Origin of the sequence: Fuerstiella marisgermanici, assembly GCF_001983935.1 — a bacterium.
In the GTDB taxonomy this organism is placed as follows: Bacteria; Planctomycetota; Planctomycetia; order Planctomycetales; family Planctomycetaceae; genus Fuerstiella; species Fuerstiella marisgermanici.
This window is the reverse complement of the sequence record NZ_CP017641.1, coordinates 2,600,753-2,620,877: the sequence shown is the minus strand read 5'-3', so window position 1 is coordinate 2,620,877 and position 20,125 is coordinate 2,600,753. Positions and strand designations below refer to the sequence as shown.

Here is a 20,125-nt window from a genome sequence, read left to right as displayed (position 1 = left end):
GAGCGCGGTTGGTGACGCGATCACGTGTGCGGTCAAACGTGTGCAAGGTGAGTGTGCCAGTTTGTCAAGCTGTGAAGGCCAAGCGCGCGGTATGGCGCGCTTGATCTGGTGAGTGACCTACGGGAACGACGTCTACTACTCGGAGCGTCAGCTCCAATCGGTCGGCGGGCCATCCCGCCTTAAGCAGCGCGGCGGTTGGAGACGTCGCGGGATTCGTGGCCGTAGAGGTGATCGCGAGTTGCGGGCATTCCGGACTCTTCCTTCTTAGCCACTTTTTCGACAAGGACCTGATACAGCCGAGCGCCGCCGTTCTTGAATGCCATGCTGCAGCCGACTAGGTACAGCAACCACATGCGGTATTTTTCTTCACCCACACATTTGATGGCTGTGTCGCGGTTTTCGTACAAACGCTGGCACCAGATTCGGCACGTCTTAATGTAGTGGTTTCGCCACCCTTCGACGTCTGCGACTTCGAAGCCGGCGGATTCCATCGATGTGACCATGTGTCCGAGATGATCGAGTTCCGCACCCGGAAAGATGTGCTTGGCCAGAAGGCGACGATCGGCGTTCAGCTTGCGGAACTCTTTCATACTGGTCTTGCCAGGGCGAGTGATCCCCTGCAGTAGAAAACGGCCGTTCGTGGTCATCAGCGAATTGACCTTCTTCATGAAGCTCGGCAGGTTGTTGATACCTACATGTTCGTACATGCAAATCGATGCGACCTTGTCGAACTCACCTTCAAGATTCGCGTAGTCGCAGATCTCGACCGTGACCTGATCCTGAAGTCCCAGCGAACGGATTTTTTGCTCTGTGTATTCGAGCTGTTCCGTCGACAGCGTGATGCCGTGCGCTTTCACGCCATAGTGTTTGGCGGCATGGCACAGCAGGCCACCCCAGCCGAAGCCAATGTCCAGAAAACGTTCGCCGGGCTGAAGCTGCAGCTTGCGACACGTCATGTCGAGCTTGTCAATTTGCGCCTGGTCGAGTGACGTTTCGGGGGTGCGGAAATAGGCACACGTGTAGACCATTTCCTTATCCAGAAACAACTCGTAAAACTCGTTGCTGACGTCATAGTGGAACTGGATGAAGTCGAGGTTCTCAACCTGTTCGCGTTCTCGACCAGTGCTGTCGCCTTTGTATGCGTTTTGCACATTCAACGATGTCGAACGTTCCAGCAGGAACGGGAACAACGATTTCACGAGTACTGACTTATTGATCTTCTTCGCTCGCTGCCGCGAATTGCGAACGGTCAACGCTTCCAGAAACGTGTGAATGTCGGCGCCATGAAAATCGATGTGGCCTAGCGCATAGTGTCGCAGAAGGTTGTCTGAGGTTGGCCGTCTGAGGAGTGAACCGATCACGCCAGGCCCGCTGATCGACAAAACCAGTTCGGGGTCAACGTCGGTTCCAAGAGGCACCAACGTTCCATCCCATAGCCGCACCGAAACGCGATTGTTGATTTGCACTGCCAACTGTTCCAGTAAAGTTCTGGCAGCTGCAATTTGTCGCTTTCGTCGTTGTTCGCGTCCGAACATTGCGGATATCCCAAAAGGCAAAAGGAAGGAAGAACTCGTTTGCTACAAAAGGCGGAGATTTCGTGTTCGTCCCTGACCGACGAAGGCCCATCACGTAATGACAGAAATGCCATTGCCACCAGATATCGCGTATCAGACCGTCAAGTACTGTTTTCCTGAAAACCGGTCAATAGCGATCGCGGAACGTCGCGAACTCGGCGGTCACCCGCAGATACGTGTTCGTCTTCGGCGTAGGGAGCGGCAAGGCGAGGCGGTACCTGCGGCGCACTGAAAACGCTGGTGATTTTGTCGGGCGGCTCGCCTATGCTGCGCTGCTTGCCAACGGTTGCAGTCCGTGGCTGCTACGCGATTGTCGAGCCATCTTCGCAAATGCAGAGCCGTGAATTTCTGCGGCGTTCATGGCGCCTCGCGCGGCCTGCCTTTTGCGCATGGATTCGCGTTTCTGGAGAAAGACGGTTGGCGAAGTCGTTCGGCTCGGCTACACTGACGCCAGCTCAACGTTCGCGAATATTCGCAGCGGAGGGCTCGACGATCGGGAATAAGCGAGTCGCATTGAACACGAAGGTGTTTGGTGCATCTTGATCGGACAGAGTTTTGTCGGGCAGAGTATTGAGGTAAAGCTGGGTGGCTTTATCAGTCTGTCCTTGTTTCGTCAGCCCGTTTGCTGACGATCGCTGCCAACCATCGGTGACGTGCACCGCTCTGGAAAGCTGCTCGCGCCGTAGGGCGCATCGAATTTCGTGACTTTCTTGTTTGTCCGTGATTCCGGTCGAAGCGGCGTCTACCGTTTGGCATAAACGATCAGTCTTTTCCTGGCTGAGCGTTTCGCAAGTTGGCTAAAGATTCCGCAACGAAGCGCTAAACGCCAAGTGTTGTCGTTATTCCTGCGAAAGCGAGGATTCATCGCACTATATTGGGTTCCCGCTTTCGCGGAAATGACGAGAATCAGAATTGTATCGTTTGTCAGAGCGTTAGCTCCGAATGGCAGGCGGGTCGCCCCGCCCCTGTCATTAACAGTTTCCGTCCAGGCTTGGCAGCTTGCTTAGCGAACGACGGAAGTGAACAATGTTGATCGGAGCGTCAGCTCCCAACCGGCAAGCGGGCCACACCGCCAAGTAAAAGGAGAGAATTATCGCACAGAATCAAAACACCTTCGCCAAACGACAACGCGAAATGGAAAAGAAGGCTAAGGCCGATAAGAAGCGAGCTCGTCGAACTCAGCGGAAAAACGGGGACGACACCCCGCAGTCGAACGAACCCCTCAGCTTGGTCGCTCGCATGCGAGGCGAGCGCGGTTAGTTAAGGCAACGTCAGAAATACAGATGGTGAACGGAGTGATTTGAGGCTCCCTGTCTTGGGTAGACGGGAACTTTTGACCCCCACCATCTGTTTAGGAAACACTCTCAGGCTGCTACCGGCCACACATATGTTTTGCGTGTTCGAGGTGGCCGACATTTTCAGGTTAGTGAGTAATAAGATGGCAGAAGGTACGATCAAGCGAATGACCGACAAGGGATTCGGTTTTATTGAGGACGGAAGCGGGAAAGACATGTTCTTTCATAGCTCAGCCCTGGAAGGCATCCGTTACGAAGAACTGCGAGAAGGCCAGCAGGTCTCTTACAACGTCGGCGAAGGCCCTAAAGGACCACGCGCAGAAAACGTTCGCGTCGTCTGAGACGAAACGAAGTTGATGTAAATAAAACGTCGTGCGTCCTTCAGAAGACACGCGACGTTTTTTCGTGCGCGCACGTGACGATAAGCGGGCAATTTCAAAGGCAGAAACACACGACCGTTGGCCAACCGAACCTGCGGCGTCAGAAGGTTGCCTGCACCACACGCGGGCAATTGCCTGCCCAGCACCGCATTGGTTCGCCTTCGTCAAGCTGCTCTACGCGGCCGAACGTTGCTCGTCGTCGTCATCCAGTTCCGGCAACGGGCCGCGATGCTTTGCGATTGCCTTTGATTCGGCGGCCGACAGCTGGTCCAGAAACTGACGCAGCTTGGCTTCGGTTTCACGACGCTCACGATTGCGTTCCATGCGTACCGTCGCCAATTCTTCTTCCAGCTGGGCGACTTTGGCCACGGCTTCGGTTTCCGCATCGTTCGGCGCACGTTCGGCCAGTTTCAGTTCCTGCTCCGCAAACCAGCGTTCCAGATCGTTGCGATCGCGGCGGAATTGCTCTTGTCGCGACGACAGTTCTACGGCCTGACTTTCGAGGCGATCGCGTTCGGCCTGCAGGTGCTGATGCAATTGCTCGAAGAACGATTCCACAGACTTTCGAGCCTGTAGGTAGCCCGGATGCTGTTCCAGTGTCAAACCATTTTCGCGGTGAGTCGCCTGAAGTTCTTCCAGAATCAACCGCTGCTCAAGAATGTCACGTTGCTTGGCATCCAGTTCGCCGCGCATTTGATTCACGTGCTGGAGCCGCTGCTCGACGCGTCGCGCCGTTTCCGCTGACGCCTGTTCGGCCTGCCGCAGTTGTCGCGTTCGCGAATCCAGATCCTGCATGACCGACGCGTGATGTTCGGCCGTGCGATCCTGTTGTCGTTTGATGTCGAGTTCCGCGCTGACTCGTTGACGGTCGATGACTTTCTGTTCACGAAGCAGTGACGCGTCGCGTTCCATCAAAGTGGCTCGCAGTTGCTGCAACTGACGAAAACGAAGTCGGTGCTGATCTTCGAAGCTCTTGCGTTCGCATCGGAACAACTGCTGTTCGCGGCGCAGTTCACGCAACTCAAGTTCGAAGTCTTCGCGCGATCGAGCCAGGTGTTCAAACTGAAACCGGTAGCGTCGTTGCAGATTGTTCTGCTCAGACAGCAACGCCTGCTTTCGCTTTTCGATCTCTTCGCGAAGCCGCTGATGTTCTGTTTCGAGTTGCTCGCCGAACAATTCGCGCTGCTGCTGAAGGTCTTCTTCCTGCTGTCGGAATGCCTGCTGCTCAGCTTCGCGCCGATTGCTCCATTCCTGTCGCTCGCGATGCAGCTGATCCAGCTCAGTCGCCAGTTCACGGCGAACGGCCTCACGCATCGCTTCGCGTTCAGCTTCCAGAGTTTCGTCGACCTGCTGTAGACGATCGGCGTGCTGTCGTTCCAGCTGCTCAGTCCGCTCGCTTAGCCGCGTCCGCTCCTGATCCAACGCATCGCGCTGCCGCTGCATGGCTTCGCGTTCGCGAGCCAGTTCGTCGTTGACGGCGTCGTGCAGTCGCTGGCGTTTGTTGTCGAGTTCTTCGCGATTTTCTTCGATGATTTCGCGTTGATGATCCAGTTCCTGCTGCAGTTGCTTCAGGTGTTGCTGGCGTTCCTGCAGTTCTGCGGTCAGTTCGCGTTGAGCGGTCCGGTCGCGTGCCACCTGTTCGGCAAACTCGCGTGCGCGAGCTTCGAACGCGCCTCGATCGGCGCTAAGCTGGGTACGTTCGGCAACCAGTTCTGCTTGGCGCGACTGTAATTCAGAAAATCGGTGCTGCAGCGCTTCGGCTGCCGCGCTGGCTTGTAGAAGGACCTTAAACGCATCGCCGTCGGATTCTGCCTGCGAGTACGCCGCAGCGTCTGAGCCGTGCTGCTTCATAACCAATGCGCGGCCCTCCGCCTTCTGGGAGGCGTCTTCGGCAGGCTGAGCATTGTCCGGCTGGTGGCTCAAGTGGGATTTCCGGCGACGGGTGTTGGCATCCAACGTGACTGCAAAATGGCCCAGCTCGTAAAAAGACGTGGCTTCTGACAGTCAGTCCGCCAGATTCTGAGACAATTCATTGCGCACCACAATACGACAAACCGCCATGGGCTAATGAAAACCCATGGCGGTCAGATGTATTTTTGGTGAACCGGTCGAATCAGCCGACTGCCGAGTCCAGCATCTTCACGAAATGTTCTTTCGGAGGTGCTCCGACAACTTTATCGACCATTTCGCCGTCTTTGAACAGCATCACAGTCGGGATGCTCGTAATTCCGTAACCAGCCGCTGTTTGCTGGTTCTCGTCCGTATTCACTTTGCCTATTTTAACTTTTCCCGCGTATTCGCCCGCGAGTTCTTCGATGGTCGGCATGAGCATGCGACAAGGTCCGCACCATGGCGCCCAGAAGTCCACAAGGACGGGTTCCGACGATTTCAGCACGTCCGCATCAAAGTTTGCATCGGTAAATTCCTGCAGATTTTCTGCCATCTTACTTCTTCTTCCTGCTAATCAAGTTGCCGGACCTGTGGCCAATTACATTGTTGCCGCAGTCTGTAATCCGACGTGTTTGGGGCTCGTTTCCTTACACATTCTGTGCGGTGTGCGCAGATATTTGTTCACATGACGCATGGGGTAAGTTCGAGTTCAGATTATCGATAAAGTGCGGCAAAGTGTCAACGGGAGGAGACGGGCGTCAAATCCGTGAATTTCGCGGACTCAATCGTCTCGAATTTGCAGCGTTTTCGTCCCGCCAATCTGGAAAGTCAAACTACGGCGGACACGGGGCATGTAGAACGCGGCGGGCTGCGATTGCATGCCTCCAACGCCTTCGACGACGATCGGATGCGGCTGATTTTAGATAGGCTTGTTTCGTGGGCTTCTCAATTCCGGTGTAGTCATGAACATGCCCCGCCGCACTCCGTTTGTCATTCGATCAGAATTCTGTACAACACGAAGTCTGCTCACAGCGTCTCCTTCAACACGGAATTTACCATGAGTTCACTGCTGCAATATCACCCATCAGCTGCGTTGGCTTACCTTGCGGACGGACGGTTTGAGGGACTAAAAGCGGACCTCGAAAACGCACGCGATGAAACTCTGAACGACGTTGAATTGTGGCAAAGTGGCGCGGCCGTTCCACCAGCCAAAGACCCGCTGGATGCGGGGTTCATTCAATGGCCCGAAGAATTGCTGCTGGACCTGAACGAAAACGGCGACAACAGCCTTGTCGCTCGCATCGAAAACTGCGCGGCTCGGATTCGCGAAACGGCCGACGGTGTCGTGATTTTGGGCATCGGCGGATCCTACATGGGCATGAAGGCCATGTTCGACGCGTTGGGCCACCCGTACCACAACGAACTATCTCGCAGCGAACGCAACGGCGTGCCGCGAATTTATTACGAAGGCTGGAACGTTGATTCCGATCAGCAGAAGGCACTGTTGAACCTGTGCGAACAACGAGCCGTCTGCGCTACAGACAACACCGTCGCTGACGCTCGCACGGCCGTCATCGTGATCAGCAAATCCGGCGGCACGATGGAAACGGCTGTGTCGTTCCGCAATTTCCGAGCACTCATCGAACGCCAGTTTGGTGACGACGCCAAACGACTCATCGTGCCAGTCACCGGCGACAGCGGAAAGCTGCGCGACCTTTCTAACGAAGCCGGATTCGAAGACGTTTTTTCGATTCCGGACGGTATCGGCGGACGGTTTTCGGTGCTCACACCAGTCGGCCTGCTGCCAGCCGCGGTCGCCGGCCTGAACGTTCGCCAGCTGCTGCAGGGAGCGGTTGCGATGACAGATCATTTTCGCCACGCCGACTACGGCAGCAACGCCGTGCTGGATTACACGGCGGTCGGACACGCATTCGAAGTCGATCAGGGGCTGACGACTCGCATTCTGTCGACGTGGGGAAGCAAGCTGGAAGCTGTCGGCCTCTGGTACGACCAGTTGCTGTCAGAAAGTCTGGGCAAACACGAAAAAGGAGCGACCCCGCTGACAGTCGTGAACACTCGCGATTTGCACAGCCGAGGCCAGCAGCATCAGGAAGGTCGACGCGACAAACTGATCACCAACCTGCTGCCCGGTGCCCCGAATTCCGATCCGCTGACTCTGCCAGAACGCGAAGACGACCACGATCAGCTGAACAAGTTCGCCGGCTACCCTCTGCCCAAAATCCTTCAAGCTGCCATCGACGGAACCAACCAGGCCTACGCCGACGACAACCGCCCCACGGCCGACATCCTTCTGCCCACCGTTAACGAACACACCATCGGCCAGGTTTTCCAAATGCTGATGCTGGCAACGGTCGTCGAAGGCCGCCTTGTCGGCACAAATCCCTATGGCCAGCCAGGCGTGGAAGCGTACAAGAAGAATATGAACGCGAATTTGTCGCAGGGGTAAGGAGATATGACAACTAAAATTACATGGCTGGGCCATTCCGCCTTTCAAGTCGAAACGGCAGGCAAGACGATTCTGCTGGACCCGTTTTTTACCGGCAACCCGGCGGCCACTGTCTCGGCAGATTCCGTTGCCGCCGATGCAATCTTGATTACTCACGGGCACGGCGATCATATCGGTGACACCGTCGACATCGCCAAACGCACGGGCGCGTTGGTGGTGGCAAATTTTGAGATCGTCACATGGTTGCAGGGACAGGGGCTGGAGAACGTCCACGCGATGCACATCGGCGGCAGTCATGCGTTTGACTTCGGCACCGTGAAGCTCACGATCGCTCACCACGGATCGGCTTTGCCAGACAACAGCTACGGCGGAAACCCCGCCGGCATCATTCTGAAGACCGCCGACGGCAACATCTACTTCGCCGGCGACACAGCTCTGTTTTCAGACATGCAGTTGATCGGCGACGAAGACCTGGAAGTCGCCGTACTGCCAATCGGCGACAACTTCACCATGGGGCCAGACGACAGCGTGAAAGCTACCAACTTCCTGTCGCCCAGAATCGTGATTCCGCAGCACTACAACACGTGGCCACTGATCAATCAGGACACGGCCGCATGGGAAACCAATATCAATCTACAGACCTCCGCCACCCCCGTCGTCCTCCAGGTCGGCGAACACTTTGACCTTTCGTAGGTCGGTACGCACCGACGGGCGGTTGGCGTGGTGCCTTGGTGAGCTGCGTGGGAGCGGAAGCGCCGGCGTTGGGTGGGGCGGTTGTTTTTTGGGGGGCGTGGCTTGCTGAGCTGCGATCGATGTTGTGGGCGACCCCGAAATGGCGCTCAGGTCGGTACGCACCGACGGGCGGTTGGCATGGTGCCTTGGTGAGCGGGGTGGGAGCGGAAGCGCCGGCGTTGGGTGGGGCGGTTGTTTTGGGGGGCGTGGCTTACTGAGCTGCAAGCGGTGTTGTGCGCGGCCCGAAACGGCGCTCAGGTCGGTGTGCACCGACGGGCGGTTGGCATGGTGCCTTGGTGAGCGGGGTGGGAGCGGAAGCGCCGGCGTTGGGTGGGGCGGTTGTTTTGGGGGGCGTGGCTTACTGAGCTGCAAGCGGTGTTGTGCGCGGCCCCGAAATGGCGTTCAGGTCGGTGTGCACCGACGGGCGATTGGCGTGGCGCCTTGGTGAACTTGGTGGGAGCGGAAGCGCCGGCGTTGGGTGGATCGGTTGCTTGGGGAATGATGTGGCTTGCTGAGCTGTGAGCAGTGGTGTCCTGATAGACGGTACGTTCCCAGGGTCACGGCTTTGGACGCAATGCATTGTTGGTCCGCAACACATGCCAGGGTCATTCCCACGAGGCGGGCAACTTACACTGTGCTGCAATGAGGACACCAGCGATGGGCGTAGTGGTGTGGTGGCCGGTGTGGAAACTGAAGTGCCGGGGGCTCACATCAGGCGCGTGTCCTCAACCCGTGTCGCCCTGCCGTCGCAGCCGCAGCTTTGGCCAAATGGCGGACTGCCCCGACCTGTTAAACCTTACCGGTTAGTGAACGTTGGGAAGCCTCGGGTACCTTTCCGGCTTCAGCCATTCCAACCACTGCTTCTCATTCCCGCATCGTGTGGTCCGGATGTGCGGGTCGTGCCTGGAACGCCGATGAAAACCTTCGGAACGGCTAATTTGGTTATGTGGTTCACCGAATGGGTTCTGGTTTCGCAATCGGCGTAGAACAGATCGGCAGGTGAAGTTGGGTGGTTTGTGAAGTCGAAGAAGACTGTGTGAATCATTCTGCGAGCAGACAACGACGTTTCGCTCGCACCCAACTTAACCCGGTTTCAGAAGGTAGATGGCAATGAAAAGGCTCATGGTGGGAGCCGCTGCAGCAGTAATCATGCTGATGAACGGCGGAGCTACGAATGCTGGTTTGTTAGGCCTCGGTGGATACGCATCGTGTCCAACCGGCGCTTGCGATGCCTGCGGAGATTTCGCAGGTGCAAAATGTGGAAGCGGCGTCCAGTACAAGACGGTCCGCGAAGTTGTGTGGGAACAAAAGCAATGTCAACGAATGCGAGTCGTTGTTGACCGCTGCACCGAAACCGTTCCGGTTTCCTGTGTTCGAAACGTGTACAAGACGTGCTACCGTGATGAGACCTACACGGTTTGCAAGCCGGTCTACGAAACCTGTTACCGCACAAAAACGATCAATGTGTGCAAGCCGGTTGTGGAAACCTGCTACCGCACAGTTACCTGTAACGTCCGTAAGCCGGTTTACAAGACCTGCTACCGCGACGTGTGCTACAACGTTTGCAAGCCTGTCTACAAGACCTGCTATCGCGAACAGTGTTACACCGTTTGCAAGCCGGTTTACAAGACCTGCTACCGTGAACAGTGCTACACAACGTACAAGACGGAAACACAGACCTGCTACCGCGATTGCAGCTACACTGTGATGAAGCCTGTGACTGAAACTCGCACGGTTCCAGTTCAGAGTGGCCGTTGGGAAACCTACACCAAGACGGTGCCAGGCCCAATGGTTAAGAAGTGCGTTCCTGATCCGTGCAACCCATGCTGTTCAAAGATTGTTTGCTGCCCAGGTCCTTGCCGCACGATCTGCTGCAAGCGTTGGGTCCCATGCACTGCCAACAAGACAATCACCTGCACTCGAATGGTTCCCGAAGTTTGCACTCGCAAAGTTCCTTACACCGTGTGTCACCGCGTTCCTGTAACGTGCACCAAGAAGGTTCCGTACACCACCTGCACCATGGTTCAGCAGACTTGTACTCGACGGATTCCTTACACAACCTGCACGATGCACCGAGAGACCTGCACCAAGAAAGTTCCTTACACAACGTGTACGTGGACGAATGAGTGCGTTACGAAGCGAATTCCTTACACCAAGTGCCGCATGGAAACTCACTGCGTCACAAAGCGAATTCCTTACACAACTTGCCGCATGGTTCAGCAGACCTGCACCAAGCGAGTTCCTTACACGACCTGCGAACAGGTTGTGGAAACGAAGATGGTCACAAAGACGAAGTGTGTTCCTCGCTGTGTGCCTGTCACCGTCACCAAGTGCGTTCCTCGAGTAGTCTGCCGTCGCGTGGCTGTCGCCTGCGATCCTTGCTGTGCTCCAACCTGCACAGCTCCGGGCGGATGCAACTAGACTGGTTGCAACGGAGATGGCTGCGGCTAACATGCCTGCAACTCATCTCTTGTTGCCACCAACGCAAAACGGCCGCAGCTTTAAGCTGAGGTAAACCATCCACCAAGATGTGTTTCATTGCCGAAGGGGCAGTTCACAAGACGTGAGCTGCCCCTTTTTTCGTTTCTCGATCACTATTGAATAATCGCGGGCTCCTTTCACCCGTCAAACGTTCGGAATAACACCTATGCTCACCGGAAAATCATTTCTCGCCTTCGTGGGCACCGACTACGAAGACCTCGAACTATGGTACCCCAAACTGCGACTGATTGAAGAAGGCGCGACGTTTGTGATGGCCGGGCCGGAGGCAGGCGCGAAGTACATTGGGAAGAACGGCTATCCGTGCGTATCGGACATCGCCATTCAGGGGATCGACACGTCAAAGTACAATGGCCTGATCTGCGGCGGCGGGTGGATGCCGGACAAGCTGCGTCGTGATCCGGAAGTGCTGCGGATTACTCGGGAATTCGCCAACGCCGGAAAGTTGGTCGCCGCCATCTGCCACGGCGGCTGGATTCCGATCTCCGCTGACGTCTATAAGGGAGTCAAGGTCACGGGGTCGCCAGGCATTAAAGACGATCTGGTCAACGCCGGCGGCATGTTTGAAGACGCGCCGGTCATTGTCGATCGACACTTTATCAGCAGCCGTCGGCCGGATGACCTGCCGGACTTTTGTAAAGCGATTCTGGCGTTCTACCGTTAGGCTTTGCTAATCGATAATTTTGCTGATCGGATATTCAACAATACCTTTCGCGCCGGCCGCCTTTAGCTGCGGTACGGCGGTGCGGACCAGCTTTTCTTCCACAATTGTGTTCACCGCGATCCAGTCGGGATCTGACAGGTGCGACACTGTTGGTGTCTGCAACGCGGGAAGGATGTCGACGACGGCGTCCAACTGTTCGCGGTGCACGTTCATCATGAGGCCGACTTTACCTTCGGCCGCCAGGCAGGACTGCAGCATCAGAGCAATGTTGTCGATCTTGTTCTTCGTCCATTCGTCGGCGTAGCTTTTGGGGTTGGCGATAAAGCGAGTCGTGCTTTGAATCACTTCGTCCAGAATGCGGAGATTGTTGGCTCGCAGTGAGCTTCCCGTTTCGGTGACTTCGACGATTGCATCGGCCAGCTTCGGCGGTTTGACTTCCGTCGCGCCCCATGAAAATTCGACTTCCGCATTGACGCCGTGTTGCTTCAGGTAATTGGTTGTCAGACCCACGGCTTCCGTTGCAATCCGCTTGCCTTCCAGGTCTTTGACAGTTTTGATGTCGCTGTCTTCAGGCACGCACAATACCCAGCGGACGGGGCGTCGACTGACTTTCGAAAAGACCAGTTCGCAAACTTCGTGCACGTCGGCATTCGTTTCCAGCACCCAGTCGTGGCCTGTGATCCCGGCATCCAGGATTCCGTTGGCGACGTAGCGAGCCATCTCCTGAGCTCGAATCAGCATGCATTCGATTTCGTCATCGTTGACGGTCGGAAAATACGATCGTGACGAAAACTTAATTTTGTAGCCGGCTCGGTCAAACAGTTCGGCGGTTGAATCTTTGAGGCTGCCGGCGGGGATGCCGAGTTTCAAAATGCGTTCTGACATGTTGATGTGACTTGTCTTCTGACGGAAGAGGAATGGACTGCGGGAAAGGTGAACTGCGGTACGACGCTTTGTTTACTTCTTGTAAACCTCAGCCGGATCAAATACGCGTTCGCCTTCGATGGAAAACTGACCAGTCGCCGGATCGATCTTCCGGAAGAAGCAGCTGCGATAACCTTCGTGGCACGCTGCGCCGCCGATCTGATTAACTTTCAGCAGCAGTGTGTCCGCATCACAGTCGAAGTAGATGGCTTTCAGTTCCTGAACGTTGCCGCTTTCTTCGCCCTTTCGCCACAACTTCTGTCGGCTGCGGCTGAAATAGACGGCTCGATTTGTCTTCAGCGTTTCGTGATAAGCTTCTTCATTCATCCATGCCATCATCAGCACGTCGCCGGTTGCGGCGTCCTGAGCGATGGCGGGTATGAGTTCAGTTTTCGAAAAGTCGGGACCGGACGGGCTGCCCATGATGAGTCTTTCAGCGTGCGCAAATCGAAACGCGGTGAATGCGCTTAGAAGGTTAGCGTTATTGAAACGGGAGGTTATCAGTCGAATGTGGCCTACTCCACTGCACACGGAACAGACGCATGAGAATTTCATAATCGGGCGAACCGTTCCGCCCGACTTCGCCATGAATGCGCCGTTTCTGTGACGCATTGATCCGGATTCCGGCCGAATTGCTCCGAAAATCCGAAGGTCACCGGGCATGACATTGAAGGTTTGAAAACGCAATAACTTTTATCAAAAATTGACATAACACCAGCATTTTGAACACATGGGACCTTCCCTACCGGCCCAGCTTTCAATCGCGAGAAGTCCGACAGGAAGTCCCCCCTGGTGGTTGAGGTGGGATTGTCAACGCAATTCAGTTCCCTATCATTCCGCCCGTCCAGAATTGATCTGGCAACTTATTTCCGTCTCGCAATGCGATCGCCAATGCCGATCGACTCAGAATATCACTGGCGAGCGGACCTTTATCCGGACAGGTAAACACAGTTCGGTTTACGCAAACACTTTGAGAGTTCCTGATTGATGGCAGAGCAGAAGGCAACCAACGTTACCTGGCACGAACACAACGTGACGTCGGAAGAACGTCAGAAACTGAATGGGCACAAAGGAGCTGTGCTGTGGTTTACGGGCTTGAGTGGCTGTGGGAAAAGCACAATCGCCAACGCCGTTGACCGCCTTCTGCACGACCGAGGCATTCACACATTCGTACTGGACGGCGATAACGTCCGAATGGGTTTGAACAAGAACCTCGGTTTTTCTCCGGAAGACCGCACAGAAAACATTCGCCGCATTGGTGAAGTGGCCAAGTTGTTCTGCCAGGGCGGCACGATTGTGTTGACCGCGTTCATCTCTCCTTACCGCGAAGACCGCGATCAGGTGCGTGAAATTCTGGACGACGGTGAGTTTCACGAAGTCTACGTGAACGCGTCACTGGAAACCTGCGAAGAACGCGACCCAAAAGGCCTGTATAAGAAAGCTCGCGCTGGCGAAATCAAAGGTTTTACCGGTATCGACGCACCTTACGAAGCGCCTGAAAAGGGCGAACTGGAACTGGATTCCGACAGCAAGGGCATCGAAGAGCTGGCCAATGAAGTGATCGCTCACCTGGAAGCGACAGGTCGCCTCAGCGTCTAACGAAGAAAACTAACTGACCCAACGTTCTTTGTCCTGTTCTGTGACAGTTGGTCAGTAATCGTGCTGAGGCGAGTGTCGGAGGAATCCTGATTCCTTTGCTGCCCGCTTCAGCAAAAGAACGCCTAACAAAACTTGGATCGCCGCGTTGTGACGACAGGAGTCGAGATGCAAGGAAAAGTGACGAGTCGACAAATGTCGTCGAGGAGCGCTGACGCCGCAGATCGGCTGCTGTCGTCGCAACCTTCCGGGACGCTTGCGGTTTCGTTTCAGGCGGCGTCGTTCGTCGTCGACGACACTTGTCGCCTCCACCTCTCTTCTTGCCTGAAACGAAACCACAAACGTCGCGGCTAATCCAGGTTTTGTTAGGCGTTCTAAGTAGAAATCGCTTGAGCAAGGATTGTTCGAGAAAGTGAATTCCAATGAATTCCAGACGCAGGGATGTGCGTTCGGAATCCAACGCATGGGCTGCAGAAAGGATGCGCGATGAGTGTCGCTTCACTGACAACATTGCTGACAGTGTATTTTCTCGCGGGGTCTGGTTCTGAACAGATCTCAAAGAACGTTGAACCAGGCGTAGCGGCTGATGCCGCAGATGTGCAGGTTTCGCAAGAATGGTTGACGTCTTACGAAGACGCCAAAGCATTGGCCACCAAGCACAAGTTGCCATTGCTGCTGCACTTCGACGCCACATGGTGCGGCGCCTGCCGCGTGATGGAAGCCGAAGTGATGCACAAGCCGGCTGTGACCGAGCAGCTGGGCCGAACGCTGATCGGAGTGCGTATTGATGCGGATCGCTACAAAGATCTGATCACCGAATACGGCATCTCGACTCTGCCAACGGAACTGATCGTTCAACCGGACGGCAAACGCAGCGAACTGTTTGTGGGAGCGGTTTCGTTAAGCAAATACAAATTGCGTCTGCAGCAATTTGCCAGTTCAGCGGCAACAGCTCTTGCCAAGTCTGGCGCGGAATCGGCCGCAGGCGAAAAAGATGCTGCCGAAGTTCGGTCGTGTCTGATTGTCCGGCACGATGGAAAGATGGTCGGTGCTGGCGGCTTTTCTCCCGTCGCTTTGGTGGCACAGCGCCGCTGGATCAAAGGCAGCGACAAGTTCGTGGCCACTCATGAAGGCGTCCAGTATTTTCTGCAGTCGCAGCAGGAAGTGGATCAGTTTACCGCCAATCCCACCAGGTACATTCCTCTGCTGCATGGCCTGGACCTGGTTGAGCTGCATCTGGAAAACCGGACCACGACCGGTGCCATTGAGTACGGTGCCTTCTACAAAGGGCAGGTGTACTTTTTCGCAAGCGTGAAGAACCGTGATCGCTTCGAAAACAACCCAACATGGTACCTCAGCGCGATGGCCGACGCTCGCAGCGCCGACAGCAAGGCCTACCCGTTCCTAAACGCCAACACTGTCAACTAAGCCATGCGGCCGGTATGCACCGGTGGGCGGTTGGCGTGGTGAGGGGGTTGAGCCGGATGAAGGCTGAATCGCCGGCGATGCTCCCGGTGGTCGCTAAGGGCGCGCGGACCGTGGTAGTAACCTCCGGCAGGCCGGGGGACTTTCCCGCGTCAGTGACCAACGGGAACGCCAACTTCAATTCGGAGCGTCAGCTCCAACCGGCTGGCGGGCCGCCCCGCCCCGCACGCCATTTTAGTTTGTGGCGGCGGTGATGCGGTCTGGGAAGTAGACGTAGTTTCTCATCGCCATGGCGAGGTCGTTATTGCGGAAGTAGTAAGGCCACAGGTGAGATGCTCCGACGGCTCGACTGACGTCGTAGTCTCGAATCTTCGTCCCCATGCGGCCGAGTTGTCGGCGGTCCCAGCCGGTGAGGCCCGTTGAACCAATGGGACGCTTGACGAACAGTGGCATTCGCAACGGATAAACGGCCAGAGCCGGGTCTTTGCAGTTGGTCAGGTTCAAAATGCATTCTGTGCTGTACAGAGCTCGGTCGTATCGTTTGCCGGGATTCAGCCAGTTGTGGTCAACCGCTGCGGCGGCGAAGACAGTGCGAATCTGTCGCCCGTTCGCTCGTGCAAACGGATGGCAAATCCCCTGAATTCGTCCACCCGCCATCAGGTGCAGGCCGGCTGACGCCACGCGAGTTCCATGGCTGTGACCCAGAATGCAGATAGGACATTCGGGCGGGATGTGCTGAATCAGTTCTGCAAGGTAGTAACCGTTTCGAGCGGCCTGGCGACCGAGGATGTTGACATCATTGGCTGCGAAAATCGACAGCGGCTTAAAGCTGGGCCAGCTAAAGTAGACCATCTGCATGCGGTTCCCGCAGCTCGCCGACCGCAGCCAATTCCAGACGAAACCAGACTCGTGGCAGGCGCTGGGAGTGTCCACAAAGCTGCCATGGATGACGATGCACACGGGAACACCGGGCTCAAGCCCGCCAGAAAGTTCCGCCAGGCTGGACCGCCGGAAGTCGTCGCACTGTTCGCGTCGCAGCACAATCGGGCAAAACTGCGGACACGTGTGATCAAATGACTGAGGGCAGTTGTTGGTACTGAGGAACCAATACCCCGAATCCGCCATCGATGAATAGTGCGGCTCGCCTTCAGAAGGAGGAGCATACTCACCGAACGGAACATCTTCCGATTCGTAGGTCGCGGGCGGGACCGTTTCGACCGTCAGTTGCGCACTGGTCGGCGCGTGGCTGAACAAAACGATCAGCGCGGCCAGAGCGGTAAGCTGGATTGGACGCAGGCAGTATGGCACAGCAAGCAAACGCAGTCTCATGGTTGATTCCGCCGTCAATGGCCGGTTTTCTCCTGTGAGATTATTGGGCATCGATACCGTCCGTTGCATCGAAGTTCTCGCATTCCCGGCGCAAAGTCTTCCTGGCCCAGAATAACGACATGTCCTAGCGGAGTATCGGCCCGTTCGCAGGAACGTCTTGCGGAATCTGCCGATATGTCGCCCGTGTCGATTCTGTCATTTCGGCAAACTGAGGAAATCGAAGCGAAAGAGTCGAACTTGCGGGCGCAGTGGCAAAATCTGAGTTGCCGGATTCAAAAAGCGGCCTGCGATGGCACGAATGCGGCCCACCGTTGTTGACACATCGCGAATCCGTCTCTAGCATGCCCGCTCGACGGACGGAGTGCTGTGTCAGGCGAACCTGAACGACACTTGGCCCGTCGAAACAAGCAGATCAGGAGAGGTGGCAGAGTGGCCGAATGCACCGGTCTTGAAAACCGGCGTAGGGTCAAACCTACCGTGGGTTCAAATCCCACCCTCTCCGTTAATGCAAAAAGGACTCATGCCAAACTGGCGTGAGTCCTTTTTTTGTGGCATGGCGGCCGAATGCATTCGGCGGTGAGTAGTCAGAAGTTTTGGCGTCGGCCACGGTTGCGAGAAACCGGGGATGGCCGCCTGACTTCTGCCAGGTGCGGCTTCCGACGCCAACCGATTGTGGCAGCCTATTTGTTGAGGCCGGTCGTGGTTTCTTCCCCGATGAGTGCTTCGCCGATGGACTGGCTGGCGACTCGAGCTCGGACGCGATGGTTACCGGCACGTGAGCACCGGACGCGGATGGCGAACGTGGCACTCTTCCCGGCGTCCAGCGACGGCATTGAACGGAAGATGACCGCTCCGTTGTCCGCAATGAATTCCGAAGGTCCGGTGATCTCCAGGATTTCAAGGGCCGGTGGAAGTTCGCACGACAGGCCCACGCCTTCCGCAGCACTCGAACCGTTGTTTTCCACATGGATGTTGAACACAGCTTCGCCGCCTGGTGACACCTGCTTCTGAGTCGTTGCGACTGTCAGCGTGAGTTCGGCCTTTCCGGCGACGGCGGTCGAATGTTCGGCCACTGTCATCTTGCCGTGTTCCGACAGCACACCAACCTGATGCAGGCTTTCACCCGACTTTGTTGGTCGCAGAGTCACTTTGAACTGACGACTACGATTCGGCTCAAGCGTGCCCACAAACCACTCAATGGTGCGATCGTCGGTGTTGAACTTGCCACCTGCATCAGCCTGAACGAATTCGAAACCGGCAGGCACTTTGTACTTGGCTCGTACGTTACTGGAATCAACGTTGCCTTCGTTGACGACGACCAGTTCGTAGTCGCTAAGCTGACCAGTCTTGCGAGAATCAGGACCTCGCAAGCCGATGTTCAGTCGAGGTTCGGCCACAGTCACACGTTGAATTGTTTGATCAGAAAGATCTCCGTCCGCGATAACTCGGACCGCCATCTTCTGTTCGCCACCCTTGATGGCTGTGAGGTTCAGGCGTGCCTGACGGACCTCACCGGGATTGAGTGTTCCAATTTCGATAGTCAGAAGACTGCCCTGTCGGTGTTCCAGTCCCTGGGGCACGGCGGCCTGAATGACGACGTTCTTGGCTTTACCGGTGCCGGGGTTTGTTATGTGAACGGTGTATCCCGCCTGCTGCCCGACTTCGACCGTGCTGCTACCTTCGACTTTGATAGCCAGCATCGGCTTTGTGACAGCAACGTTGGAAGACGTGGCTCCGGTCAATTGAACGAATGCATTCATCTGCACGTCGCCTTCCTGACGCGGTACGACAACAAGTGAAATTTTCTCCGTTTGTCCGGGCTGCAGTTCAGCAAAGGCCCAGCGAGCACTGGTGCCAGCCGCTGTGGGGGCTGGTTGAGCGTCGATGACCTGAAGGCCTTGCGGCAGGACGGCTTCTGCCATGACGTTGCGAACGACAGAGCGGCCTGAGTTTTCGACAACAAGATCGCAGCGGCATTCCTGCCCAACGCTGTATTCGTCATGGTGAACCCATCGCAGAGTCACGCTGGGGGTTTGAGGCCCCTGCAACGATGAAGGCAGTGTGACGGCAGGAGCAGCGGTGTCGGCAGACGGCGTGAATGCCGTTCCGTCGAAAGCGGTCTGCTCAACAACGGGCGCCTGTGTCGGTTGTTCAAATACGGGGTCCGCTTTAGTCGCAGAAACGGCAACGACTGGAACACCGTTGGGTTTTGGCTTGGCAGCGGCCGCGAATTCAGCAGCTTCTGCGAACGGAGTCGAAGATCCTTCTCCGGAAAGTTCCTCAAAGAAGTCCGCTCCTGTTTGCTGAACGCCGCCGACGTGTTCGCTGTCCGCGAAAGCAGCAACAGAGACCGTCTTTGGCGACTTCGCGACCTGCTCTGTCGCGGCTGAGGCTGCGAATGGGTTAGTAGGCGTTTTGGCAACAGGTACGCCCGAAGCGGCGAATGGGTCGTTGGCGGCAGCCTGCGTGGTTTCGCCGGTTGCGGCAACGGCCACTCGAAGTCGTTCTCGTTTGACGGCAGGCGGTGTCTGTGCAGCAGCTGGCTTTACTGTTGATTCAGCCGGCGAATTGGCCGAAAAGAACGCGGCTGCGTCTGTATCGATGGCCTTAGCAACTGGAGCGGCTTTGGCAGTCGTTGCTGCTGGAGCCGCCTTTTTTGTCTGCACCGCCTCAACGTCGGTTTCGACCGGTTCTGTGTGCTCCTTCAATTCTTCCCATTGTGAAAATGGGTTCTTGTTACCGTCGCCCCAGACAAATGGAGCAACAGCGGCGGCAGCAAACAGTGTTAGAGCAATGCGGCGAAAAAGCATTACCAGTTCTCCAGCAGACTATGGGCCTCAAATCGGTGAAGGCCCGAATAACGACAAACCAGCCTCTCATCGTCTGTATCGGTCGTGAGGGTTGTTCCGGTTGAGGAAAAATTTCCGATTATTCCGATTAGGTAAAATAGGCCCGCTTTCCGGCCACACAGCAATGCTTCAGAGCCCGAAAAACGGCGGGTGATCCGCAGCGTTTGAGTTTTCGTCTCCGCAAAGAAGCGGCTCCGAAACCGGCACTTCTCGTCAATGCAGCACGCCGCCGACCATTTTGCTGGGCCAACCGATGATTGCAGGCGGAATCCCGGCATTAGCCAGGCGTGTCGCACCAAACAGCGGTCACAGAAGCTGTGTGGGTCGTGAAACCCGACGTCAGTCGCCACGCGAAGGACAAATTCGGGAACGATCAGAATGTTTCGCTGCGGTACGCGAATTGCCTAAACGACTTTTGAGACGCCGTGTGTCGACATTGACCCTGTTCCGTTTGATCCAATACACTTGGCAGCGTTGAAGTTACGGCGAATGGGCGCGTTG

General features: G+C 56.1%; 14 protein-coding genes and 1 tRNA gene. 8 read left to right on the top strand and 7 right to left on the bottom strand.

Features of this window, described 5'->3' with window-relative positions:
- Positions 1-179 precede the first annotated feature (179 nt).
- Positions 180-1,535, bottom strand: coding sequence for an SAM-dependent methyltransferase (locus Fuma_RS09925; RefSeq protein ID WP_077023999.1), 1,356 nt, complete (start codon positions 1,533-1,535; stop codon positions 180-182).
- A gap of 1,477 nt (positions 1,536-3,012) precedes the next feature.
- Here Fuma_RS09925 and Fuma_RS09920 point away from each other — a divergent pair.
- Complete coding sequence (locus Fuma_RS09920; RefSeq protein ID WP_077028206.1) at positions 3,013-3,210, top strand: cold-shock protein; 198 nt, start codon at positions 3,013-3,015, stop codon at positions 3,208-3,210.
- Positions 3,211-3,423: 213 nt separating this feature from the next.
- Here Fuma_RS09920 and Fuma_RS09915 read toward each other — a convergent pair whose 3' ends face one another.
- Positions 3,424-5,172 (bottom strand): coiled-coil domain-containing protein, encoded by a 1,749-nt coding sequence (locus Fuma_RS09915; RefSeq protein ID WP_077023998.1) that lies wholly within the window; start codon positions 5,170-5,172, stop codon positions 3,424-3,426.
- A 190-nt stretch (positions 5,173-5,362) separates the two neighbouring features.
- Positions 5,363-5,692 (bottom strand): thioredoxin, encoded by a 330-nt coding sequence (gene trxA, locus Fuma_RS09910; RefSeq protein WP_077023997.1) that lies wholly within the window; start codon positions 5,690-5,692, stop codon positions 5,363-5,365.
- Between the two features lie 504 nt (positions 5,693-6,196).
- On the opposite strand from trxA, the gene Fuma_RS09905 reads away from it, so the two are divergent.
- The 4 genes from Fuma_RS09905 to Fuma_RS09885 all read left to right on the top strand — a co-directional run bounded on the left by Fuma_RS09905 (position 6,197) and on the right by Fuma_RS09885 (position 11,501).
- Complete coding sequence (locus Fuma_RS09905; RefSeq protein ID WP_077028205.1) at positions 6,197-7,606, top strand: glucose-6-phosphate isomerase; 1,410 nt, start codon at positions 6,197-6,199, stop codon at positions 7,604-7,606.
- 6 nt (positions 7,607-7,612) lie between these two features.
- Positions 7,613-8,299: a metal-dependent hydrolase gene (locus Fuma_RS09900; protein ID WP_077023996.1), complete on the top strand. Its 687-nt coding sequence runs from the start codon at positions 7,613-7,615 to the stop codon at positions 8,297-8,299.
- A 1,149-nt stretch (positions 8,300-9,448) separates the two neighbouring features.
- Positions 9,449-10,759, top strand: coding sequence for a hypothetical protein (locus Fuma_RS09890; RefSeq protein ID WP_229360886.1), 1,311 nt, complete (start codon positions 9,449-9,451; stop codon positions 10,757-10,759).
- Positions 10,760-10,985: 226 nt separating this feature from the next.
- On the top strand, positions 10,986-11,501 hold the full coding sequence (locus tag Fuma_RS09885) for a type 1 glutamine amidotransferase domain-containing protein (RefSeq protein ID WP_083731934.1): 516 nt from the start codon (positions 10,986-10,988) through the stop codon (positions 11,499-11,501).
- Positions 11,502-11,507: 6 nt separating this feature from the next.
- On the opposite strand, the gene hisG is transcribed toward Fuma_RS09885, so the two are convergent.
- Positions 11,508-12,386: an ATP phosphoribosyltransferase gene (hisG, locus tag Fuma_RS09880; RefSeq protein WP_077023992.1), complete on the bottom strand. Its 879-nt coding sequence runs from the start codon at positions 12,384-12,386 to the stop codon at positions 11,508-11,510.
- A 72-nt stretch (positions 12,387-12,458) separates the two neighbouring features.
- Positions 12,459-12,848 carry a phosphoribosyl-AMP cyclohydrolase gene (hisI, locus tag Fuma_RS09875; RefSeq protein WP_077028204.1) on the bottom strand — a complete coding sequence of 130 codons (390 nt, stop codon included), beginning with the start codon at positions 12,846-12,848 and terminating at the stop codon, positions 12,459-12,461.
- 564 nt (positions 12,849-13,412) lie between these two features.
- Between hisI and cysC the strand changes: the two genes are divergently transcribed.
- Entirely contained in the window at positions 13,413-14,024 is a 612-nt protein-coding gene (gene cysC / locus Fuma_RS09870; protein WP_077023991.1) for an adenylyl-sulfate kinase, read from the top strand.
- Between the two features lie 483 nt (positions 14,025-14,507).
- Positions 14,508-15,449: a thioredoxin family protein gene (locus tag Fuma_RS09860; protein ID WP_077023989.1), complete on the top strand. Its 942-nt coding sequence runs from the start codon at positions 14,508-14,510 to the stop codon at positions 15,447-15,449.
- Between the two features lie 231 nt (positions 15,450-15,680).
- Here the strand turns inward: Fuma_RS09860 and Fuma_RS09855 are convergent, their stop codons facing one another.
- Positions 15,681-16,775, bottom strand: coding sequence for a hypothetical protein (locus Fuma_RS09855; RefSeq protein WP_077023988.1), 1,095 nt, complete (start codon positions 16,773-16,775; stop codon positions 15,681-15,683).
- A gap of 415 nt (positions 16,776-17,190) precedes the next feature.
- Here Fuma_RS09855 and Fuma_RS09850 point away from each other — a divergent pair.
- Positions 17,191-17,277 (top strand) — tRNA-Ser (locus tag Fuma_RS09850).
- A 178-nt stretch (positions 17,278-17,455) separates the two neighbouring features.
- On the opposite strand, the gene Fuma_RS09845 is transcribed toward Fuma_RS09850, so the two are convergent.
- The gene (locus Fuma_RS09845; protein WP_077023987.1) at positions 17,456-19,585 is read right to left on the bottom strand and encodes a DUF11 domain-containing protein; all 2,130 of its coding nucleotides are present in this window, start codon (positions 19,583-19,585) and stop codon (positions 17,456-17,458) included.
- Positions 19,586-20,125: the final 540 nt, after the last annotated feature.

What these genes read in the sequence shown, in the direction of transcription:
- Fuma_RS09925 (WP_077023999.1), bottom strand. Translation starts at nt 1,535, where the DNA reads ATGTTCGGACGCGAACAACGACGAAAGCGACAAATTGCAGCTGCCAGA.
- Fuma_RS09920 (WP_077028206.1), top strand. Translation starts at nt 3,013, where the DNA reads ATGGCAGAAGGTACGATCAAGCGAATGACCGACAAGGGATTCGGTTTT.
- trxA (WP_077023997.1), bottom strand. Translation starts at nt 5,692, where the DNA reads ATGGCAGAAAATCTGCAGGAATTTACCGATGCAAACTTTGATGCGGAC.
- Fuma_RS09905 (WP_077028205.1), top strand. Translation starts at nt 6,197, where the DNA reads ATGAGTTCACTGCTGCAATATCACCCATCAGCTGCGTTGGCTTACCTT.
- Fuma_RS09900 (WP_077023996.1), top strand. Translation starts at nt 7,613, where the DNA reads ATGACAACTAAAATTACATGGCTGGGCCATTCCGCCTTTCAAGTCGAA.
- Fuma_RS09890 (WP_229360886.1), top strand. Translation starts at nt 9,449, where the DNA reads ATGAAAAGGCTCATGGTGGGAGCCGCTGCAGCAGTAATCATGCTGATG.
- Fuma_RS09885 (WP_083731934.1), top strand. Translation starts at nt 10,986, where the DNA reads ATGCTCACCGGAAAATCATTTCTCGCCTTCGTGGGCACCGACTACGAA.
- hisG (WP_077023992.1), bottom strand. Translation starts at nt 12,386, where the DNA reads ATGTCAGAACGCATTTTGAAACTCGGCATCCCCGCCGGCAGCCTCAAA.
- hisI (WP_077028204.1), bottom strand. Translation starts at nt 12,848, where the DNA reads ATGGGCAGCCCGTCCGGTCCCGACTTTTCGAAAACTGAACTCATACCC.
- cysC (WP_077023991.1), top strand. Translation starts at nt 13,413, where the DNA reads ATGGCAGAGCAGAAGGCAACCAACGTTACCTGGCACGAACACAACGTG.
- Fuma_RS09860 (WP_077023989.1), top strand. Translation starts at nt 14,508, where the DNA reads ATGAGTGTCGCTTCACTGACAACATTGCTGACAGTGTATTTTCTCGCG.
- Fuma_RS09855 (WP_077023988.1), bottom strand. Translation starts at nt 16,775, where the DNA reads ATGAGACTGCGTTTGCTTGCTGTGCCATACTGCCTGCGTCCAATCCAG.
- Fuma_RS09845 (WP_077023987.1), bottom strand. Translation starts at nt 19,585, where the DNA reads ATGCTTTTTCGCCGCATTGCTCTAACACTGTTTGCTGCCGCCGCTGTT.